Source organism: Limnohabitans sp. 2KL-3 (assembly GCF_001269405.1).
GTDB lineage: Bacteria > Pseudomonadota > Gammaproteobacteria > Burkholderiales > Burkholderiaceae_C > Limnohabitans_A.
In genome coordinates, this window is sequence record NZ_CXON01000001.1 from 214,113 (window position 1) to 232,563 (window position 18,451).

Below are 18,451 nucleotides of genomic sequence, written 5' to 3' on the forward strand. Positions count from 1 at the left end.
CGGAAAGTTCGGGGCACAGGCCACGCCATGTGTGGCTTGTGCCGACCGATGAATCAGGGTTTGGTGGCCAGAACGTGTCGCGCCATGGTTTTCAGGTCATCTTGGCTGATGCTGCTGTGCCCGGGCATGGGAATGCGGCCCCATTTGCCTTTGGATCCGTTTTGAATGGATTGCACCAAGGAGGCCACAGCATCTTTGTCGCCCCGGTATTTGTCGGCGATGGCCAAAAATGCGGGACCCACAATTTTTTCGGCTTTGGCGTGGCATGACAAGCAGCCGCTGTCTTTGAGCAAGGCCTCAGCATCGCTGGCCTGGGCCAAGCCTGCAGCGCCGATGCCAATGGCCAAGGCCATGAGGTGGAGTGAAGTCTTCATGGGGGTATCTTGAAATTTGGGCAAAAAAATGCGCCCATGCCCGCCCCGATGACCCACTTGGCCCGGGTCTCCAAGACCGGGGCCGGTAAGTCTTGCTCCTCGGCCCAGAGGCCGAGGAGGTTTTCAGGGCCAGCGCCTGGGATTTACTTCATCATCTTGAAGGTCCAGACAGACCCGCCTTGTTCGAGGAAGTTGACCTTCTTGGCCACTTCACCGCCCCACAGCGGAACCGCACCACCCCAGCCAGAGACCACGGACACGTACTGGTCGTTGCCTTCTTTCCAGGTGATGGGAGGCGCCACGATGCCCGAGCCGGTTTGGAACTGCCACACCACTTTGCCGGTCTTGGCGTCAGCGGCCTTCAGGTAGCCTTCAGGCGTGCCCCAGAACACCAAGTCACCAGCCACCAACACACCGCCCCACAGAGGCGCTTCGTTCTTGACTTCCCACTCGATCTTGCCGGTCTTGGGGTTCACAGCACGCAGCGAGCCGATGTAATCGTCGTACAAAGGCTTGATGGTGAAACCAGCGCCCAGGTAAGCCGCGCCTTTTTTGTAGGTGACGGGCTCGTTCCAGATTTCCATGCCCCATTCGTTGGAAGGCACATAGAACAATTTGGTCTTGGGGCTGTAGGCCATGGGCATCTGGTTTTTGCCGCCCAGGAAACCTGGGGCTGCAAAAACGGCTTTGCCTTTTTGACCATCGCCACCTGCGCCAGTGGGGTCGCCAGGACGGTTTTCAGGCACAAAGTTGGGACGACCTGTCTTCAAGTCAATGCCATTGGCCCAGGTGGTTTTGGTGACAAACGGGAAGGCATTTTCCAGTTTGCCGGTGGTGGCGTCGTTCACATAGAAGTAACCGTTGCGGTCGGCTTTGCCGCCCATGAGTTTGCCGTCCATGTCGAACAGCACAAACTCGTTGGTGCCGTCATAGTCCCAGCCGTCGTTGGGGGTGTTCTGGTAATGCCACTTGATCTGGCCGGACTTGACGTCAATGGCCACGGTAGAAGTGGAGTACAGGTTGTCACCCTTGCGCAGGTGGCTGTTCCAAGGGCCGGGGTTGCCGGTGCCGAAATAGGCCAAGCCGGTTTTGGCGTTGAAAGTGCCGCCCATCCAGGTGGATGCACCGCCGGTCTTCCAGGTGTCGCCTGGCCAAGTGGCGTTGGTCGTACCGGTGATGCCGTTTTCCTTGCCATCTTTGTAACCCATGTGGCCTTCAACCACAGGACGGGACCAGACCATCTTGCCGGTCTTGGGGTCACGCGCTTCCACACGACCCACCACACCGAATTCACCACCCGACACGCCAGTCAAGAGCAAGCCATCGGCAATCAAGGGCGCAGCGGTGTAGCTGTAGCCTGCAGAGTAGTCGTCGATCTTCTCGCGCCACACCACTTTGCCGGTGTTTTGGTCCAGGGCCACCAATTGGGCGTCCAGGGTGCCGAAGATGACCAGGTTGTCAAACAAGGCTGCGCCACGGTTGATCACGTCGCAGCAAGGCATGATGCCTTCGGGCAGGCGGTGCTCGTACTTCCAGAGCTTTTTGCCGGTCTTGGCGTCGACCGCAAAGATGCGCGAGTAAGAGGCCGTGACGAACATCTTGCCGCCATGGACCAGGGGTTGCGATTGCTGACCGCGCTGCTTTTCACCGCCGAATGACATGGACCACACGGGCACCAGTTTGCTGATGCTCTTGGCGTTCACATCGGTGAGCGGCGAATAACGCTGACCGTGTGTGCCCAGACCCGAGGACAAAACGTCGTTGGTCGTAGCGGCGTCCTTGGTGATCATGTCGTTGGTGACTTGGGCGCCCGCTTGTGCGGCGGCCATCATGACGAGCAAGCTTAAAAGTTTGAGTTTCACAGTGGTGTCTCCTGTTGAAAGAAGGGGTCAGAGCGTTGAAGAAAATGAACGACTTGCCAATCCATCAGACTGGGCTGGCATGTGCCGTGTTGTTCTTTGGCAATTACCGTGCCACCCTCAGAACACGACGTTCACCCCCAAAATGTCCGGAATAACCCTTAGAAATCACGGGATTCAATGTGCGCCCGCCGACCGCTGAACAACTTGGGCACACCTGAATGTTCAGTTTTGGATCACTTTGAATGTGCAGTCGGAGCAGTCTGCATTGAAAACTGTTCAGTCTCATAGCGCGGGTACAGCGTGGTCAGGTTGCGTGCGTACTCGGCCCGCAAGGCTGCCCACCGGGCAAAACGCTCAGGAATGGGCAAGCGCAACACCTCTGACAGGTCCAGCCCTTGCGCGGCGCTGGTCTGCATGCGCGCGTGCAACCACTGCAGCCAGTCCAGGGTCTGGTCCACGCCGTGGGTGCCGGTGTGCACCGGGCCGTGGCTGGGCACCACGGTTTTGACGCGGCCCTGAGTGATCCATTCGCGGATGCGCTGCAAGCTGGCGATCCAGCGGGGCAAATGGGCGTGCGGCAGCGTGGGCACACGCTCGGCAAACACCAGCCCCCCGGCAAACAGCACACCGGTGCTGTGGTCAATCAGCACCAAATCATCATCGGTGTGGCCTTGCAAGCGCACCCATTCCATGGCGTGACCGCCCCAATCGAAGCGCCCGGGCTGAATGTCTTGGCGCGAGGGCCGAAACTCGGTGCCCCGCATCCAGTCGCCACACAGGCGGTACAGATTGTCTTCGTAGGCCTTGCCCTCGGCCTGCATGCCGGCTCGGCTGCCGGGCAAGGCGGCGGTGGGCACATCGCCCCAGGCTTGGTTGCCCAAAAAATAATCAGGGTGCAAATTGAGGCTGACCACCTGCTTGACCGGCTGCGCCTTCACCCGCTCAAGTGCCGCCTTTTGCTGTTCGCCATACAGGCGCGAAGGCCCGGTGTTGAGCACCAGCGTGCCCGCCGCCGTGCTGACAAAGCCGGTGTTGATGATGTTGCAGCCATTGGCGCGGCTGAAGTCTTCGACCGCCCCCTCGATCACCCAGGTGTCCGGGGCAATTTGCCGGGGCTGCAATTGGTAATCGAGCCGGGCCGCATCGACTGCCCAGACCTGAGCGCTCAGGCAGGCCAACAGCCCCACACAGGCCCGGCGCAGCTGGGCCGCCCTCATGCTTTCACCTGCGCCTGGATGCGGTTGCCGTTGTTGTCGCGCCCGCTCAGCTGCCACGGCCCCCGCAAAGTGTCGCCCAGCTCCAGCGTCAGCAGCGGGTTTTCAGACACCGGTTCGTGCAAAGCCAGCCGCCAAACGGCTTGGTCTTGCGGGTCGCGCAACTCCAGGTGTTCGATGTGAAAGCTCGGGATACCCGCCACCAAACCCGTGTCCATGGGGTGCATGACGCGCAGGCGCAAGCGCGTGCCGCCTTCGAGCACGTTGCGAAAGACCCGCGCCTGCACCTGGCCCAGCGTGCGGCTCCAGGAGCCGTCGGCCCGCGTGATGCCCGGCACGGTGCAGCCACCGCCCGACGCATTCACCCAGGTCTGGCCCACATGCCAGCGCCCATCGCGTGTGCGCACCAAGGCCCGCACGGGTGAGCCTTGCTCCATGCGAAAGCGAAACGCCAACACCGGCCAGCTGTCCAGGGGTTCAAAGTCCAGAATGTGCTGGATCGGGTTGCGGTCAGCCACCAGCCGAATCCGGTCAATCGGCCCGGCTGAGCGCGCCAGTGCCCGCGCATCGACGAACACCGGCACGTTCATGGCGTCTTCGGCGAACTCGGGGCCTTTGACCACCACCTCGTCGGTGAAGCGCCAGGGCGCAGTGCCGATGTACTTTTTAATCACCACTGGCCACTGCATGGAACCCAAGGGGTCTCCCCCGGTCGGGTCTGCCGACTGAGCCCAGGCGGTGGCGGTCAGCGACGCACCCAAACCAGCCAGGGCGCGACGGCGCGTCAAAAGTGTGTGCATCTCAGCTCCAGGGGTTTTTCAAGCCGCGCCGCGTTGGCGCATCGCGCCACGCTGCGGGTCATAGCCACGCACCGCCAACGCAAAAAAGAACAGCGTGCCCAGCACGCCCACCAGCCAGCCGGTGGCGTAGGTTTGCCCTTGCAAGGCAAAGCGCATCGTCTCCACCGCTTGTGTGAAGGGGTTGAACAGCGCCAATTGGTAAAGCCACACGGCCCCGGCTTCTTCGAATTTCCACAAGGGGTAGAGGGCCGAGCTGATGAAGAACATGGGGAAAATCACGAAGTTCATGGCACCCGCAAAATTTTCCAGCTGCCGCACATACACCGACAAGACCAGCCCCATCGCGGCCATGAGCACGGCGGCCAGCACCATGGCCGGCAGCGCCAGCAAGGCGTGCAGCGGGGCGACATCGACCCCCAACACCCAGGCCACGCCCAAAAAAACCACCATTTGCAGCACGGACAAACTGGTGCCCGCCAGCAGCTTGAAGGCCAGCAACCAGGCGCGGTTCAGGGGTGCGGTGAGCAGCAAACGCATGAGCCCCATCTCGCGGTCATACACCAGAGACAGCGAGCTTTGCATGCCGTTGAACAACGCGATCATGCCCAGCAAGCCCGGCAGCATGTAGACCTTGTATTCGATGTAGGTCTCATACGGCGGGATGATGGACACGCCAAACACGTTCTGAAAACCCGTGGCAAACACCACGAACCACAGCAGCGGCCGCACCAGGGCCGAGGCCAGGCGTGCGGGTTGGCGCAAAAATTTGTGGATCTCGCGCCCGACCACGGCCCGCAAGGCCCGCAGCAAATGCAGGCCTTTGCCGGGTGGGCTTTGCGGGGGCTGCACGTTCAAGGTTTGGCTTTGCATGGGCTTTCTTTTTCATCGACACCCAGGGTGTCCATCACTTCAATCGGGTGCAACACGCCGTCCAGCGGCGCAGTGCCCGCCACACCATCCACATGGCTCAAAAACAGGGGCTGACGCAACTGCCCGTCCCAAGCACGGTAAGAAAGGCGTGGCCCTTTGGCCCCGTCCACAAACACCTGGCCGCTGCGCAGCAAGCGGGCTTGTTCGGGCAAGGCGGCTTTGCTGTGATCGCTGACCAGGGCCGCGATGGACTTGACGGCCACCCAGGCGGCCCAGTCTTGGCCGACCATGGGCCGCTGGGCCAGCCGCGCAAAGCGTCGGTTGACCTGCGGGCCGCCGTTGCGTTCCCACTGGGTGTGCCAGGCCAAGGCCACCAAACCATTGGCCCCCACCACCGGGCGGGGCTGCTGCGTGGCGTAGGGCAGCGTGCGGGCAAACTCGCCATCGGCGTCCATCACCGCCACCACATCGTGGTTGCGGTCGTTGGTGAGCAAGCGGGTGTTGGACAGATCGCGCTCTCGCGGATCGCCCGAGAGCTTGAAGGCCTTGGTGTCCACCGTTTTGATGCCATAGCGCTTGGCCGCCCGTTGCCAGGCCTGGCCTTGCAACTGGTCGGCCGCTTCGGGGCCTTGCAGCACCAGCGCGTTGCGCCAAGAACGCGCAGCCAAGTACTGGGCCAGCGCATCGCTGAACATGGCCTGACTGGGGTAGCTGTGAAACAGCATGGCCGCGCACTGGCTGCCCCGCAGCGCATCGGCGCCAGCGCTGGCGTTGAACAACAAGGCACTGCTGCCTGCGGCCTGCACGGCTTGGGCAAACTGGGCTTCGGGCAGATCCAGCACCCAATACGCCACGCGGTCGGTTTTGAGTTGTTGCAAAACCTTGCCCAGATCGGCGGCACTGCTGGCCGTGGCTTCGATCACTTTGATCGAATGTCCGGCCGCACGCAAACCGACTTCGGCATCGCTGGCCCCCAACTGCGCCGCTGGCAGCAAGCGCCCGGCGGGATGACCCGGGTAACGGCGCTCCAGACGGCGGCTTTGGTAACGGGCGTCGTCGTCCAAAGACACCAAGGCCACCGAGTGGGTGGCCGCCTGCGCCACGGGTGCTGCACTCAGGCCCACGGCCAGCAGGCCCAGGGCGGTCAAGGCCTTTGCAGCCAGCATGGGCTGCAAAAACCCTGGGGCCAAACGTGCTCGCGCCTGGCGTGTGCAGGCCCCGCTGCGGCCATCGGGGCAGAGCGTCATGGGCTCACCAGCGGGGTGTGGGGCACGCGGCCCACGGCCACGGTACGGATGGCTTTGCCCGCCTGGGTGTCCACCAAGGTCATGTCATCGGACAAGCCATTGGTCACATACAACTGCTTTTCATCTTGGCTCAGGGCCAGGCCCCAGGCCCGCTTGCCCGCCAGAACGGTGCGGCGCACTTTGCGCGTGGCCACATCGACCTCCGCCACATGGTTGGCTTTGCCCAAACTGACCCAGGCGGTCTTGCCGTCGCGGGTCATGAGCACGCCCACCGGGGTGATGTCGCTGGCGCGCATGCCTTTGATCTCAAAAGCCACGGTGCCCTTGACGGTGTGGGTCTTGGCGTCGATCACCGACACATTCGCGCTCAGCTCATTGCTGACCCAGATTTCGCTGCCATCGGGCGAGGCGGCAAAGCGCCGTGGGCGGTTGCCGACTTTGATGTCTTTGACGATTTTTTTGCTGCTCAGGTCAATCAGATGGACCACGTTGGCTTCTTCCGAGGTGACGTAGGCGAATTTGCCATCGCGAGAAAGCATCACCCCCTCGGGCTCTCCCCCGGTTTTGACTTCGAAGAGCTGTTTTTTGGTGCTCAGGTCATAGGCGGCGAGCACGCTGTCGTCTTCAATCGAGACATAGGCCACTTTGCCATCCGGGCTCAGGTCAAAAATTTCAGGGCTGTCGCCCAAGGGCACGGTATCGACCATCTTGCCACTGGCGCGGTCCACCACACCCAGCTGGTTGCTGTCGCCGCAGCAGACATAAATTTTGGTCTGGTCTTTGCTGAACATCATGTGGCGCGGGCGTTTGCACACATCGATCTTGGACTGCAGCTTGCCCGCGGCGTCGAACACCAGCACTTTGTTGTCTTTTTCCGAGGACACATAAACGCTTTGGGCAAGGGCTTGGCCCGCCCAAGACCAGGCCAGTGCCACGGCCAAGGTGCAGGCCGTCAGGCCGCGTGCAATCGGGGTGCGAGATGGTTTCATGGGGTGTCTCCTGTTTTTTGGGGGGATGCAGGTGTTCCGTTTTGACACACTGCGCATTTGCAAGCGCTATTTTGCAAGAGCTGTGCCTGCACGGGCTGACAAAAATGGACACCAAAAGCTGAACCCTGCTTGTGCGCGGACCGCGACCACCGCCCCTTTCACCCCATGCTGGCTTTGGGCTTCAGGTCAAAGCCAGCGAACTCTTGGCGTGCAATTTGCTTAAATTGGCACATGACACATGGTTTTTTTGCGCCTCCCACCTGGACCCGACGACATTGGCTGCTGAGTGCAGCCAGCATGGCTGGTGCCCCTTTGGCCCAAGCCAGCACGCCGCAAGCCTGGCCCCAAAAACCCATTCAACTCATCGTGCCCTGGCCTGCGGGTGGCGGCACCGACCTGAGCATTCGCATCCTGGCCGAAGAAGCGGGCTATCGCCTGGGCCAAACCATCGTGGTCATCAACCGGCCCGGTGCAGCGGGCACCATGGTGGCGCCCTTGCTCAAAGCGGCCTTGCCCGATGGCTACACCATTGGCCAACTGCCCTTGCCGGTGTTACGCCACGCGCTCATGAACAAAGTGCCTTGGGACCCCTTGACCGACTTGAGCCCCATCTTGCAGGTGTCCAGCACCACTTTTGGCTTGTTGGTGCCCACCAGCAGCCCATGGCACAAGGTGCAAGACCTGTTGGACTGGGCACGCCAAAACCCCACGGCCCTGATGCTGGGCTCCACCGGCATGGGCTCGACACCGCACCTGGCCATGGAAGAACTGCTGGGGGCGCAGCAAATTGCCTACACCCACATTCCTTTCAAAGGCACCACCGACCAAATGCTGGCCTTGGCCAGCGGGAACATCATGGCCGGGGTCAACTCCACAGGTTTTGCGCCATGGGTCGAACAAGGCAAACTGCGCCTTTTGGCGGTGTTCAGCGACAAACGCAGCAACCGCTGGCCAGCCGTGCCCACCATGAAAGAGCTGGGGTTTGCGCAATCGGTCTACCACTCGCCCTGGGGCTTGGTGGCCCCCTCGGGCACCCCGGCGGCCATTGTCAAAACCTTGCATGATGCGTTTCGGGCGGCGATGTTCACACCGCGCCACATCCACGAATTGCAACGCTATGACCAAGACGCTGCCTACCTGGACAGCCCCAGCTACAAACAAACCCTGCTGCAAATCGCGGCGCGTGAACGCCAGTTGCTGCAACGCATGAAACTGCTGGCCGAATGACCCGTTCGATGGAATCCTGCATGACCTCTTCCGCCACCCCTGCTGCCCCTGCCGCCGCCCTGAAAGCCGACAACTTGAGCAAGGCCTACCAAGGCCATGTGGCCCTGAGCGAGGTCACCCTGAGCCTCATGCCCGGTGAACGCGTCGCCCTGCTGGGCCCCAACGGCGCGGGCAAATCCACCTTGATGCAGCTGCTGACGGGCTTGTTTGCGCCTGATACCGGCAGCATCCACATCCTGGGCCACGACATGCGCAGCGCCGCACCCCGCGCCCTGGCCCACTTGGGGGTGGTGTTCCAGCAACCGGCGCTGGACCTGGACTTGAGCGTGCAGGCCAATTTGCGCTTTCACACCGACTTGCACGGCATGTCCCGCGCCACGGCCGACGCCCGCATTCACGAAGGGCTGGAGCGCCTGGGCCTGATGGAACATCTGCACAAGCCTTGCCGCACCCTGTCTGGCGGCAACCGGCGCAAGATCGAACTGGTTCGAGCCCTGCTGCACCGCCCCGCCGTGCTGCTGATGGACGAAGCCACCGTGGGCTTGGACCCGGCCTCGCGCGTGCAACTGCTGCAAGCGGTGCAAGACCTGCAACGCGAACAAGGCGTGGCCACCCTCTGGGCCACCCACCTGGTCGAAGAAGTCGAACACGCCGACCGCGTGATCGTGCTGCACAAAGGTGCCATCCGCCACCAAGGCCGCGTGGCCGACCTGCTGACCGACACCGGGCAGGCCACGGTGCAAGCGGCGTTTTTGAGTTTGACACGGGTCTAAGCTCGCGCCCTTGGTTGGAACAAAGGGCGTGGATCCTTGGACCCACCCGTTCAGCCCTGGGTCAAACTTTGGAGCACCGTTTTCAAATCAGGCTGATCGGCCAAGCCCATGCACGCCAGCCAGGCCTGTTCGGACTGGGCAAGGCCCAGGATCGGCGCGCTTTGGTCCACAAACTTGGCCTTGAGCAAATCGTGGGTCATGGGCCTTTCCAAACTGCCAATGGCCCGCTCGATGAAGATGTGCAGGCTGCGGCCGTCGGTGGTCTCGATCGTCACGTCCACCGAGGCTTCGTGGATCTGGCGGTCCACGATCAGCTCGACACGGTCACGCAAGGCGATGACTTCGGGCGAGCGGACCACCTCGTCCGCGTACTCATGCTCTCCTGCCTGGCCCTTCATGATGGCCACGGCGCAAGAATGGAACACGCTGAACTTGCTCTCCAAACCGGTTTGTGGGGTTTTCTTGCCGGTCAGCTCTTGCACCAAAGGGTGTGCCCGAACGGTGATGCGGGCAATTTGATCTGCCGTCAAAGCATGACCGTTGCGCAGTTGCACACAGGCGTCAATGGCCGGGTGAATGACGATGCCACAGGCAAAGGGTTTGTAGGTGTTCAGGGCGATTTCCCAGGTCTGGCCCAGGTTTTCAGTGATTTCAGCCCAATCGGTTTTGTCGGAAAACACCTGCATCAAGCCACGCGGTGCTTCGAGCGCCCGGCGTGAGGAGGTGAAACCATGGCGTGCCAGCAATGCCGACATCAAGCCGGCCTTGGCGGCCGCCCCCGGATGAAAAGGTTTGGTCATGGTGCCAAACTGTTCACGCAGGCCCACGGGTTGCGAGGCGGCAATGCCCAAGGCCATTTGGGTTTGAACCGCGTCCAACCCCAACAGACGTGCACAAGCGGCTGCGCTGCCCAACATGCCGGTCGAGCCCGTGATGTGCCAACCCCGGTCGTAATGGTGGGGGTACACGGCATTGCCCACGCGACACGACACTTCCACCCCCAGCACCAGCGCGTCAATCACCTGACGCCCGGACGCACCCAAATGCTCGCCCAGCGCCAAAGCTGCCGAGGCCACTGGACCTGCCGGGTGAATGATGGTCTTGAGGTGGGTGTCGTCAAAGTCGAAGGTGTGCGAACTGATGCCATTGAGCATCGCCGCATTGGCCATGTCCACCCGCTCTTTGCGGCCCAAAACGGCGGCTTGGGGGGCGGGTTCGAGTGCTTGCACAGCGGCCAACGCCGCCGTCACCGTTTCGTGCGTGCTGGGTCCAACGGCGCAACCGGCCCAGTTGGCAAAGGTGCGGTGGGCTTGTTGCTCCACCTCGTGCGTCCAGCCCTTGGAGGGGTGGTTGGCTACAAAATGGGCCAACAGTGCCGTGACGGCGGGCGCGTTGGCATCGGCTTGGACAGTGGTATTGCGTGCGGTCATGGCTTGGATGAAAGTTGGGGTCAAAACAAGCGCCCGATCTTAAGAGATGGCGGGCATCCAGCAGTCACACACAAGTCAGCCCCTGTCCCCCTGAACGGTCAAGGGTCAAGTGGGTGACCTTCCCAGGACTTGGGCTCGGTTAGCCTTGTGTTTGAATTTTCAACCCCCACAGGAGCCCCCATGCTGACACTCTGCGGCTTTTCAGCCAGCAACTACTACAACAAAGTCAAAATCGCCTTGCTTGAAAAAGGCGTGCCTTTTCAGGAAGAACTGGCCTGGGTGGGCCAAACCGATGAACAAGCCAGCCCCTTGGGCAAAGTGCCTTACCTGAGAACCGAACACGGCAACTTGTGTGAATCTGCCGTGATCATGGAGTACATCGAGCACAAATTCCCACAAAACCCTTTGCTGCCTGCAGACCCATTTGCCGCAGCCAAGGTGCGCGAATTGGTGACTTTTTTGGAGCTGCACCTCGAACTGGTCGCTCGAAACCTGTACCCACAAGCTTTTTTTGGCGGCCAGATCAGCGACAGCACTAAGGAAAAAACCGGCATCCAACTCGAAAAAAACGTGGCCGCCTTTGCCAAGTTGGCCCAATTCAAGCCTTACATGCTGGGCGACAGCCTGAGCTTGGCCGACTGCGCTGCTGCGGTGCATTTGCCCTTGGTCTCGGCTGCCACCAAAATCGTCTATGGCCGTGATTTTCTGGCCGACCTGCCGGTGCGCGACTACCTCAAGCACATGAACGAACGCCCCACCTTGCAACAAGTCAACGCCGACCGCAAAGCCAACACCGAACTGCTGCTGGCACGCGCCAAAGCCAAGGCCTGAACCCCGAGCAGGGGCGCGAAGCCCCTCGAAACTGATCCAGGTCAAGCGCAGTCACGACGCTGCACAGCGTTCTCGTCGGCATTGACCTGCATCAACCTGTCCCCCTCTGGCTCGGCTCATGATGCAGACATGAGCACCACCTCTTTCAACACTCCCTCTCGCCTCCACGAAGCCGACAAAGCCCACCTGATCGAGGCCCGTCAACAACTGCTGCAACGCATGGCCCATGAGCGCGGTGGGCTGCGCTCCAGAGCCGAAGTGGCCGCCGATCACTTTGACAATGGTTTTGAATCCCGCGCTCAGATTCAAACCGAACGCCAGACCGAATTCGCCCTGAACGAGCACGAAACCGCCGAATTGGGCGACATCGAAGCGGCACTCGAGCGTGTGCAAGCGGGCACTTATGGCATTTGCACCGATTGCGGCATCACCATCCCAGCCGAACGGCTGAACGCTTACCCCGTCGCCAAGCGCTGCATCGACTGCCAGTCTTTGGCAGAACACCACCGTTGATTTGTTGGCATAAGGAGCCCCATGAGTACTTTTCACGCCGTCGTCTGGATCGACCACACCGAAGCCCATGTGGTCATGTTTGACCGTGAGCACGTCCAAGCCCAGCGCATCCAATCACGCAGCCACCACAAGCACCAAGGCCCATCAGACAATGCACCCGCCTTTTTTGCCGAAGTGGCCCAAGCCCTGATCGGCACGCACGAAGTCCTGTTGACCGGGCCTGGGCAGACTCGGTTGGCGTTTCGCACTTGGTGCAACGAACACCACAAAGCCACAGCCAACACCATCGTGGACAGCATTGCAAGCGATCACCCCTCGGATGCACAACTGGCCGCGATGGCCAAACAGTACTTTGTCAAATTTGACAACATGAACACGCCCCCTCGCGGCTGACGCTGACAAGCCCCGGTGGGTCCGAGTTGCCCGTCTTTTTCGGCTTCTTGCATCGCCTGATGCGCCCACCGGGGGCTGCTATGCTTTGGTGCATGCGCAGCTTTTTTCATTTTGCTTTTCAGATCCCCCAGCTTGACGAGGCACCTCGCTTTGATGGGTGCACCTTCAGCGGCCAGCAGGGCCGCTCTGACGACACTGGATTGGACCTGGCCTTGCTGAGCACGTTTGACGCGTGCTGATGGCCATGGAACACACCTTTGCTTCGGCCACCATCTTGCTGCTGCTGATCACCGACCCACTGGGCAACATCCCGATTTTTGTCAACAGCTTGCGTGCCGTGCCCCCGAAGCGACGGGCACGGGTGATCCTGCGCGAAGTCCTGATTGCTTTTGGCCTGCTGCTGAGCTTCATGTTTGTGGGTCAAAGCTTCCTCAAAGCGATGAGTCTGTCCGATGTGTCCTTGCAAATTGGTGGGGCTGTGGTGCTGTTTTTGATCGCACTGCGCATGGTTTTTCCACCTCCGGCCCAAGACAGTCCCACCCCGGATGTCGAACCCCTGATCGTGCCTTTGGCCATTCCGGCATTGGCCGGTCCTTCGGCCATGGCCACCGTTTTGTTGCTGGTCAGTCAGGCCCCCGAACGCCGTTTGGAATGGGTGGCCGCGCTCACGGTGACCATGGTGGTTTGTGCAGGGGTGCTGCTCATGGCCGAGCGCTTGCAACAAGTCGTCGGTGAACGCGTGGTCAGCGCATTTGAACGCTTGATGGGGCTGATCCTGGTGTCCATCTCGGTGGAAATGCTGATTCGAGGCCTTCAATCCTTGGCGCTTCGCTGGCCCCATGCCTGAGGGTCAAGACCTCATTCTTCGCCCAGCTTGTTTTTCGGACTGAGCAGCGGCACGTCTTTTTTGGACCGTGGGGTTCCGACAGGTCCGGCCGTTTGCCCTTTTTGCGTGGCGGCCATGTCTTCTTCACTGGGGTATTGGCCCAACAACCAGTAATCAAACACACGCCGGGCAATGGGTGCGGCAGAGGCGGCACCAAACCCTGCATTTTCAACGACCACCGCCACGGCAATTTTGGGTGCCTCAGCAGGTGCATAGGCCATGTACAAAGCGTGGTCGCGCTGGTACTCAGACAACTTGGCGGCGTTGTACTTGTCTTTTTGTCCAATCGTCACCGCCTGCGCGGTGCCTGTTTTTCCGGCACTGGTGTAACCTGCCCCGGCAAAAACTCGGGCTGAAGTGCCCGAAGTCACCACGCCGACCAAACCATTGCGCACCACTTCCATGTGCTCGGGCTTGAAGCCTAAATTGACCGACTCAGAGACCTGCACGGCCGATTGCGCATGGGTCAAAGCGTCTTGCGTGGCAGAGACCACGCGCGGTTTGTACTGTTGCCCCCCGCTGGCCAAAGTGGCCGTGGCCGAGGCCAACTGCACCATGGTGAACGTGTTGTAGCCCTGACCAATGCCCAAGGAAATGGTTTCGCCGCCATACCATTTCTTTTGCTCTGGCCGCTTGTAGTAATTGCGCTTCCACTCGGTGCTGGGCAAGACGCCGCGCACCTCACCGGGCAAGTCGATGCCCGTGATTTGGCCAAAGCCCAAAGGCTTCATGAAGTCATGTATGGCATCGACCCCCATGTCGTTGGCCAACGAGTAGTAGTACACATTGCTCGACAAAACGATCGACCGCACCATGTCCACCGGTCCCAGGCCATGGTCACCATGGCTACGGAAAGTGTGCCCGCCATAAGTCCATGAGCCAGCGTCGTTGATGATGGTACTGGCACTGCGCTTGCCCGTGGACAGGGCGGCCATGGCCATGAACGGTTTGTACGTTGACCCCGGAGGGTAAGTGCCGCGCAAAGCACGGTTGAGCAAAGGCTTGTCAATCGATTCGTTGAGCATTTGCCAGTTCTCGACATCAATGCCATCCACAAACAAATTGGGGTCGAAGGTGGGCTTGCTGACAAAGGCCAATACCTCCCCGGTGTTCGGGTCCAGCGCCACCAAAGCACCTCGCCGATTGCCAAAAAGGTCCTCCACCATCTTCTGCAACTGGATGTCGATGGACAGCACCACGTTTTGCCCAGGAATGGCGGGGCGGCTGGACAAACTGCGCGTGGCGCGTCCACCCGCCGAGGTTTCAACCTGGTTGACCCCAGTGATGCCGTGCAATTCACGCTCGTAGCGCTGCTCGACACCCAACTTGCCGATGTATTCAGTTCCCCTGTAGTTGGAGGCATCCTCGTCTTCTTCCAGCCGCTCTTTTTCGCGTTGGTTGATGCGCCCGATGTACCCGATCACATGGCTGGCGAGTTCACCGTAGGGGTACTGTCTGAACAAGCGGGCCTTGATTTCAACACCCGGGAACCGGTATCGCTGGGCACTGAAGCGGGCCACTTCTTCGTCGGTTAACCGGTTGCGAATGGGCAAGGAATCGAAGCTCTTGGACTCCTCGCGTAAACGTTTGAAACGACGACGGTCTTTGGTCTGAATGTCCACCAACTCCGACAGTTCGTTGATGGTGGCCTCCAGATCGCTGACCTTGGAGGGGGTGATCTCCAAAGTATAAGCTGAGTAGTTACTGGCCAGCACCACCCCATTTCGATCGAGGATGGTGCCGCGAGGCGGCACGGTGGGCAAGATGGCCGTGCGGTTGTTTTCGGCCTGCTCGTGCAAATCTTCGTGGCGAATCACTTGCAAATAAATCAAGCGCGAGGCCAGCAAGGCAAAACAAAACAACACCAACCATTGCACCACGGCCACACGGTACTGAAAACGCTGAATCTCAACACGCGTGTCGCGCAATTCCGCAAGTGAGGGCAGGTGCAAAGGCATGGTCACAGCGGCCGAATATCGTCACGCTCAAATGCACGCCTTTGTGGGGCCAACAACAATGCGCCCACCAAAGGCCAAAGTGCCGCCTGAAGCAAAGGACCCAACACTTGGGTCCACACAGGCCAGGCGTCCTGCGCAACGAGTCGCGTCAACCACTCCACCAAGGCAGCCAACACAAACAGCGGCAAAATTTGCAGCGCTTGCTCTCTGAGCGGAAACCACAACAAACGGCGTTGGGCAATGTTGGCCAGTCCGGACAAGACCACATAAGACAAGGCGTTTTGCCCCAACAAGGCCGACTCGTGCACATCCAGGGCCAAGCCCAACAAAAAGGCCAACACCAAACCGACCCGCCGTGGCTGATGGACTGTCCAAAACACCACCACAATGGCCAAGACGTCCGGCAACCAATACCAGCCCAGCAAACCCAACAACATGTGCACCAGCAAGGCCATCATCAGGGTGATGCCGATGAACTTGGGGTTGGCAGGCAACAACAACGGCCGACCGGCGGGCATGATCATGGTTTGGCTCCTGCCGTCGAATACCCGGACGACTTGGCCTTGGCGTTGGAGGCCTTGCCCGTCTCAGGGGGGGCTGCTGGCCAGTCCTTGACCGGCAACAACACCAACAAGTGCCGTCCCCGCTCCGTGGCCATGGGCTCAGCATGGACTCGGGCAAAAGATGAGTCAACACGGCGGTCGATGCGTGCGATGCGACCCACATGCAAACCCGCCGGATAGACGCCATCAATGCCACTGGTGGTCAGCAAATCACCCTTTTGCAAGTCTGCGCCAGCCGGCACAAACTTCAGATCCAATGATCCACCCAAGGTGTAAGGGTCGCCATTGGCCACATGGCGGCTTCCTGTGCGCGCATTCATGACCGGAATGCTTTGATCCCGATCGGTGAGCAAGGTCACCTCGCTGACCAGGGGGTAAACGCGAGTGACTTGACCCACCACACCCGCCGTATCGATGACGGCTGAGCCATGAACAATACCGGCCAGCTGCCCACGATCCACCACCACTCGACGGGTGTATGGATCGGCCGTGTCGTACAAGACCTGCACCGCTTTGGAGGGACCTGCGATCTGAACCCGCAAATCCAGCAGTTGCCGCAAATGAGCGTTTTCCTGACCCAACTGCTCCACCTGTTGCAAACGCTGTGCCTGCGCAATGGTGCGGCTTTGGTAACTTTGCGCGGCATCTTGTGCCTCTTCAAGGTTGCCGAAATATTGCCCCATGGCGACAAAGGCACGCCCAGGTTGCAGTGACAACCACTGCAAAGGCGACAAAACCAAGGCCACCCCCGAACGAATGGGTTGTGAAATTTGCAAACGGTGGTCAGCGGCCATCAGCAAGATGGACAACAAGCCCAACAGCAACATCTTCGAGGTCGAAGAAAGGCCCTGCCGAAAAATCGGCGGGGCGCTGCGCTCAATCGTATCCAGAGCCATGGTTCAGTTGCACCGGATGATGGGGGTCAATCGTCTGCAGGTCCACGCCCGAGCGTTGACCTGCAGTGCTTTACTCGCTGGTGAAAATGCTGCCCAGCTGGTCCATGCGCTCCAGTGCCATGCCACAACCACGCGCCACACAGGTCAGCGGGTCTTCGGCCACCAGCACCGGCAGGCCGGTTTCTTCGGCCAGCAAGCGGTCCAAGTCACGCAGCAAGGCACCACCACCGGTGAGCATCATGCCGCGCTCAGCAATGTCGGCACCCAATTCGGGCGGGGTTTGCTCCAGCGCGGTCTTGACGGCCGAGACGATTTGGTTGAGCGGATCGGTCAGGGCTTCAAGGATTTCGTTGGAACTGATGGTGAAGCTGCGTGGCACGCCTTCGGACAGATTGCGGCCTTTGACTTCCATTTCCTTGACTTCACTGCCTGGAAAGGCCGAGCCGATGTTTTTCTTGATCGATTCGGCTGTGGGTTCACCAATCAGCATGCCGTAGTTGCGGCGGATGTAGCTGATGATGGCTTCGTCAAACTTGTCACCGCCCACGCGCACGCTGCCTTTGTAGACCATGCCGCCCAGCGAGATCACGCCCACTTCGGTGGTGCCGCCGCCAATATCGACCACCATGGAGCCCGAAGCTTCTGACACAGGCAAGCCCGCGCCGATGGCTGCGGCCATGGGTTCTTCGATCAGGTACACCTCAGAAGCGCCTGCGCCGAGTGCCGATTCACGAATCGCACGGCGCTCGACCTGGGTGGAGCCGCAAGGCACACAAATGATGATGCGGGGGCTGGGGCGGAAGGTGCTGCGGGGGTGCACCATGCGGATGAACTGCTTGAGCATCTGCTCGGTGACGGTGAAGTCGGCGATCACGCCGTCCTTCATGGGGCGAATGGCTTCGATGTTGCCAGGCACTTTGCCCAGCATGGCCTTGGCTTCGTGGCCCACCGCTTGCAAGGTCTTTTTGCCTTGGGGGCCGCCTTCGTGGCGAATGGCCACAACCGATGGCTCATCAAGGACAATGCCTTTGTCGCGCACAAAAATCAGGGTGTTGGCAGTGCCCAGGTCAATGGCCAGGTCGCTGGAAAAATAACGGCGGAATGAAGAAAACATTCGGAAATCCTTAGGTGCCACAACCCATCCGCTTGGGGATTCAGGGTGGGTGCGCACAACAATCAAATCTGGGTTTGCGTGCAGTCAGGTGTCAAGAAGGTTCTTGTCACTGCAGCAAACACAGGATAATACCCGATCCCCTGGTCACTCGTACGCACACAAGCCTTGCGAAACCTGGAAAAACTGACCTTTTACCTCCCGTTTAAACCATGTCGCTGACCTCACAGGATATTGCCCGCATTGCAAACCTCGCCCGGCTGGAACTCAAGCCGGACGAAAGCGAGCGCATGCTCACTCAAATCAACGGCTTTTTTGGCATCGTGCAAGCCATGCAGGCGGTGGACACCACCGGCATCACGCCCATGGCCCACCCCGTGGCGGCCATTCAGGACATCACGCTGCGCCTGCGCCCCGACCTGGCGAGCGAACCCAACCAACGCGATCTGAACCAGCAAAGCGCCCCCGCCGTCGAGCGCGGCCTGTTCCTGGTCCCCAAAGTCATCGAGTAAGC

General features: G+C 60.4%; 19 protein-coding genes. 7 read left to right on the forward strand and 12 right to left on the reverse strand.

From position 1 onward, the window contains the following. Positions 1-53 precede the first annotated feature (53 nt). The 7 genes from AMM41_RS00955 to AMM41_RS00985 form a co-directional block, all read right to left on the reverse strand. Entirely contained in the window at positions 54-374 is a 321-nt protein-coding gene (locus tag AMM41_RS00955) for a c-type cytochrome (RefSeq protein ID WP_146186284.1), read from the reverse strand. A gap of 143 nt (positions 375-517) precedes the next feature. Further along, the gene (locus AMM41_RS00960; protein WP_304438322.1) at positions 518-2,236 is read right to left on the reverse strand and encodes a PQQ-dependent methanol/ethanol family dehydrogenase; all 1,719 of its coding nucleotides are present in this window, start codon (positions 2,234-2,236) and stop codon (positions 518-520) included. A 233-nt stretch (positions 2,237-2,469) separates the two neighbouring features. Beyond that, complete coding sequence (locus tag AMM41_RS00965) at positions 2,470-3,453, reverse strand: quinoprotein relay system zinc metallohydrolase 1 (protein WP_089952063.1); 984 nt, start codon at positions 3,451-3,453, stop codon at positions 2,470-2,472. Then, on the reverse strand, positions 3,450-4,250 hold the full coding sequence (locus tag AMM41_RS00970; protein WP_089952065.1) for a quinoprotein dehydrogenase-associated SoxYZ-like carrier: 801 nt from the start codon (positions 4,248-4,250) through the stop codon (positions 3,450-3,452). The genes AMM41_RS00965 and AMM41_RS00970 overlap by 4 nt, the downstream gene beginning before the upstream one ends. A gap of 18 nt (positions 4,251-4,268) precedes the next feature. Next, the gene (locus AMM41_RS00975) at positions 4,269-5,120 is read right to left on the reverse strand and encodes an ABC transporter permease (RefSeq protein ID WP_089952068.1); all 852 of its coding nucleotides are present in this window, start codon (positions 5,118-5,120) and stop codon (positions 4,269-4,271) included. Continuing rightward, positions 5,102-6,367 (reverse strand): type 1 periplasmic-binding domain-containing protein, encoded by a 1,266-nt coding sequence (locus AMM41_RS00980; RefSeq protein ID WP_228769035.1) that lies wholly within the window; start codon positions 6,365-6,367, stop codon positions 5,102-5,104. Before AMM41_RS00980 ends, AMM41_RS00975 begins: the two co-directional genes overlap by 19 nt. Next, positions 6,364-7,356 carry a PQQ-dependent catabolism-associated beta-propeller protein gene (locus AMM41_RS00985; RefSeq protein WP_089952071.1) on the reverse strand — a complete coding sequence of 331 codons (993 nt, stop codon included), beginning with the start codon at positions 7,354-7,356 and terminating at the stop codon, positions 6,364-6,366. The genes AMM41_RS00980 and AMM41_RS00985 overlap by 4 nt, the downstream gene beginning before the upstream one ends. Positions 7,357-7,653: 297 nt before the next feature. On the opposite strand from AMM41_RS00985, the gene AMM41_RS00995 reads away from it, so the two are divergent. Both AMM41_RS00995 and AMM41_RS01000 read left to right on the forward strand, forming a co-directional pair. Then, positions 7,654-8,583 (forward strand): tripartite tricarboxylate transporter substrate binding protein, encoded by a 930-nt coding sequence (locus AMM41_RS00995; protein ID WP_228769036.1) that lies wholly within the window; start codon positions 7,654-7,656, stop codon positions 8,581-8,583. Positions 8,584-8,603: 20 nt separating this feature from the next. After that, positions 8,604-9,356, forward strand: a complete 753-nt coding sequence (locus AMM41_RS01000; protein WP_228769037.1) for an ABC transporter ATP-binding protein — start codon at positions 8,604-8,606, stop codon at positions 9,354-9,356. 50 nt (positions 9,357-9,406) lie between these two features. Here AMM41_RS01000 and AMM41_RS01005 read toward each other — a convergent pair whose 3' ends face one another. Beyond that, on the reverse strand, positions 9,407-10,786 hold the full coding sequence (locus tag AMM41_RS01005) for an MmgE/PrpD family protein (protein WP_089952080.1): 1,380 nt from the start codon (positions 10,784-10,786) through the stop codon (positions 9,407-9,409). A 180-nt stretch (positions 10,787-10,966) separates the two neighbouring features. On the opposite strand from AMM41_RS01005, the gene AMM41_RS01010 reads away from it, so the two are divergent. The 4 genes from AMM41_RS01010 to AMM41_RS01025 all read left to right on the forward strand — a co-directional run bounded on the left by AMM41_RS01010 (position 10,967) and on the right by AMM41_RS01025 (position 13,370). Next, on the forward strand, positions 10,967-11,617 hold the full coding sequence (locus AMM41_RS01010) for a glutathione S-transferase (protein ID WP_089952082.1): 651 nt from the start codon (positions 10,967-10,969) through the stop codon (positions 11,615-11,617). Between the two features lie 129 nt (positions 11,618-11,746). Beyond that, positions 11,747-12,130, forward strand: coding sequence for a TraR/DksA family transcriptional regulator (locus AMM41_RS01015; protein WP_194944556.1), 384 nt, complete (start codon positions 11,747-11,749; stop codon positions 12,128-12,130). Between the two features lie 21 nt (positions 12,131-12,151). After that, positions 12,152-12,523 (forward strand): hypothetical protein, encoded by a 372-nt coding sequence (locus AMM41_RS01020; RefSeq protein WP_089952084.1) that lies wholly within the window; start codon positions 12,152-12,154, stop codon positions 12,521-12,523. Between the two features lie 244 nt (positions 12,524-12,767). Continuing rightward, positions 12,768-13,370, forward strand: a complete 603-nt coding sequence (locus AMM41_RS01025) for a MarC family protein (RefSeq protein WP_089952575.1) — start codon at positions 12,768-12,770, stop codon at positions 13,368-13,370. An 11-nt stretch (positions 13,371-13,381) separates the two neighbouring features. Here the strand turns inward: AMM41_RS01025 and mrdA are convergent, their stop codons facing one another. From mrdA to AMM41_RS01045, 4 genes are all read right to left on the reverse strand, one after another. Beyond that, positions 13,382-15,367: a penicillin-binding protein 2 gene (gene mrdA, locus AMM41_RS01030; RefSeq protein ID WP_089952087.1), complete on the reverse strand. Its 1,986-nt coding sequence runs from the start codon at positions 15,365-15,367 to the stop codon at positions 13,382-13,384. A 2-nt stretch (positions 15,368-15,369) separates the two neighbouring features. After that, positions 15,370-15,891 carry a rod shape-determining protein MreD gene (gene mreD, locus AMM41_RS01035; protein ID WP_089952089.1) on the reverse strand — a complete coding sequence of 174 codons (522 nt, stop codon included), beginning with the start codon at positions 15,889-15,891 and terminating at the stop codon, positions 15,370-15,372. Beyond that, on the reverse strand, positions 15,888-16,826 hold the full coding sequence (gene mreC / locus AMM41_RS01040; RefSeq protein WP_089952091.1) for a rod shape-determining protein MreC: 939 nt from the start codon (positions 16,824-16,826) through the stop codon (positions 15,888-15,890). The genes mreD and mreC overlap by 4 nt, the downstream gene beginning before the upstream one ends. 70 nt (positions 16,827-16,896) lie before the next feature. After that, positions 16,897-17,940, reverse strand: coding sequence for a rod shape-determining protein (locus AMM41_RS01045; protein ID WP_089952093.1), 1,044 nt, complete (start codon positions 17,938-17,940; stop codon positions 16,897-16,899). A gap of 209 nt (positions 17,941-18,149) precedes the next feature. Here AMM41_RS01045 and gatC point away from each other — a divergent pair, with 209 nt between their 5' ends. Further along, positions 18,150-18,449, forward strand: a complete 300-nt coding sequence (gene gatC, locus AMM41_RS01050; RefSeq protein WP_089952095.1) for an Asp-tRNA(Asn)/Glu-tRNA(Gln) amidotransferase subunit GatC — start codon at positions 18,150-18,152, stop codon at positions 18,447-18,449. The last annotated feature ends 2 nt before the right edge of the window (positions 18,450-18,451 follow it).